Origin of the sequence: Streptomyces alkaliterrae (assembly GCF_007097205.2) — a bacterium.
GTDB lineage: Bacteria > Actinomycetota > Actinomycetes > Streptomycetales > Streptomycetaceae > Streptomyces > Streptomyces alkaliterrae.
Window position 1 is genome coordinate 1 of the sequence record NZ_VJYK02000523.1, and the last position, 2161, is coordinate 2161.

Here is a 2161-nt window from a genome sequence, read left to right on the forward strand (position 1 = left end):
CCCCGGCCCCGCTGCCGCCCGCCGACACCGCCGCCCCGGGCACCGTCGAGGAGACCGCGACAACCGGCGCGCCCGAGCGCACCGAGGTGCCGCGCATCGCCGAGATCGGGGCGGTCGCCGACGAACTGGGCATGCGCCGGGCCCGCGTGCTCTCCCGGCTCGGACTCCAGCTCGCCGCCGAGCGCTGGGAGGAGAGCTTCGGCCCGCGCACCCTCATGGCCCAGTCCGCCCCCGCCACCTGCGTCACCTGCGGGTTCTGCGTGCCGCTCGCCGGATCGCTGCGGCAGTCGTTCGGCGTGTGCGGCAACCAGTACTCGCCCGCCGACGGCCGGGTCGTCGCACTCGACTACGGCTGCGGCGGACACTCCGAGGCGGCCGTCATGCCCGCGCCGGTCCGTCCCGCCGACCCCGTCCTCGACGAGACCCGCGTCGACGCACTCGAACTCCACGAGGACTGAGGCGCCCCGCCCTCGACCCGACCGGGCGGACCCGACCGGGCCGACCCGACCGGGCCGACCGGACGGGTCGGCCAACGGGCGACCGGGGAGTGGGCCCGGTCACCGGGCCGGGCCGCCGGGCGGTACCGTCACGGCATGGCAGAAGACCTCTTCCAGACCGCCGCGCTCCGCCGTCGCGTGCTCGACGCGTGGGCGGCGTCCCCTGCCCGCTTCCGGGAGGACGCCAACGCCGAAGAGGACCTGGCGCTGGGCGGCTACCGGGACCGGCTCGTCGTGGAGCTGGCCCAGAACGCCTCCGACGCGGCCGCCCGGGCGGGCGTGCCCGGCCGGCTGCGGCTGACGCTGACCGAGGACACGCTCATCGCGGCCAACACCGGGGCCCGGCTGGACGCCGCCGGCGTCGAGTCGCTGTCCACCCTGCGCGCCTCCGCCAAGCGCGACGACGCCGCCCGCGAGGCCGAGCGCGACGGCACCGGCCGCGACGCCGCGCCCGCCGCCGACGGCCCACCCGTCGGGCGGTTCGGCGTCGGCTTCGCCGCCGTGCTCGCCGTCACCGACGAACCGGCCGTCGTCGGCCGGTCCGGCGGCGTCCGCTGGTCGCTCGCCGAGGCCCGGGAGATGGCCGCCGAACTCCCCTCCCTCGCCGACGAACTGCGCCGCAGGGAAGGGCATGTCCCGCTGCTGCGGCTGCCGTTGCCCGCCGAGGGCAGCGCGCCCGACGGCTACGACACGGCCGTCGTCCTCCCGCTGCGCGACCCGGCCGCGCGCGATCTGACGTACCGGCTGCTGACCGCGGTCGACGACGGGCTCCTCCTGGCGCTGCCCGGCCTCGCCGAGGTCACCGTCGAGACCGCCGACGGCGTACGGACGCTCGCCCGCCGGGAGGAGGGCCCGTACACCGTCATCGGCGACAACCGCTGGCGGACGGTCACCCACTCCGGCGTGGCGGACCCCGCGCTGCTCGCCGACCGCCCGCTGGAGGAGCGCGAGCGCCCGCACTGGACGATCACCTGGGCCGTCCCGGTGGACGCCGCAGGCGCTCCCGTCCGCCCCGCGACGACCCCGCACGTGCACGCGCCGACCCCCACCGACGAGCCGCTGGGCCTGCCCGCGCTGCTCATCGCCTCCCTCCCGCTGGAGCCCACCCGGCGCCGCGCCGCGCCCGGCCCGCTCACCGACTTCCTGCTGGAACGGGCGGCCGACGCCTACACCGAGCTGCTGCGCGAGTGGGCCCCGCCCGGCCCCGGCGTCGTCGACCTCGTCCCCGGGCCGCTCGGCGCCGGCGAACTGGACAGCGCGCTGCGCGCCTCGCTGCTGCGCCGCCTGCCCGAGACGCCGTTCCTGCCGTCCGCCGCGCGCACCGAGGACGACGAGCCGTACCGACTGCGGCCACGGGAGGCGGAGATCGCCGAGGGCGCCGGAGCCGAGACCGTCGCCGTGCTCGCCGACCTCTTCCCGCACCTGCTGCCCGCCGGCCTCGAACGCCGGATCGAGCTGCGCACACTGGACGTCGGCCGGGTGCCGCTGGGCGAGCTGATCGACCGGCTCGCCGGGGTCGAACGCGACCCGGACTGGTGGCGCGCGCTGTACGACTCCCTCGCCGGCGTCGACCCCGACCAGCTGACCGGCCTCCCGGTGCCGCTCGCCGACGGCCGCACCACGATCGGCCCCCGCCACGTCCTGCTCCCGCTGGCCGGCGAGGG

At 78.1% G+C, this 2161-nt stretch carries 2 protein-coding genes; both read left to right on the forward strand.

Annotated elements, in window-relative coordinates; translation table 11 throughout:
- Window positions 1-458 (forward strand): DUF3027 domain-containing protein (locus tag FNX44_RS26360; protein WP_143651489.1); only part of this gene is annotated, 458 nt, incomplete at its 5' end.
- 135 nt (window positions 459-593) lie between these two features.
- Window positions 594-2161, forward strand: a 1568-nt coding sequence (locus FNX44_RS26365; protein ID WP_369123542.1) for a sacsin N-terminal ATP-binding-like domain-containing protein, incomplete at its 3' end; no start/stop codon positions are given.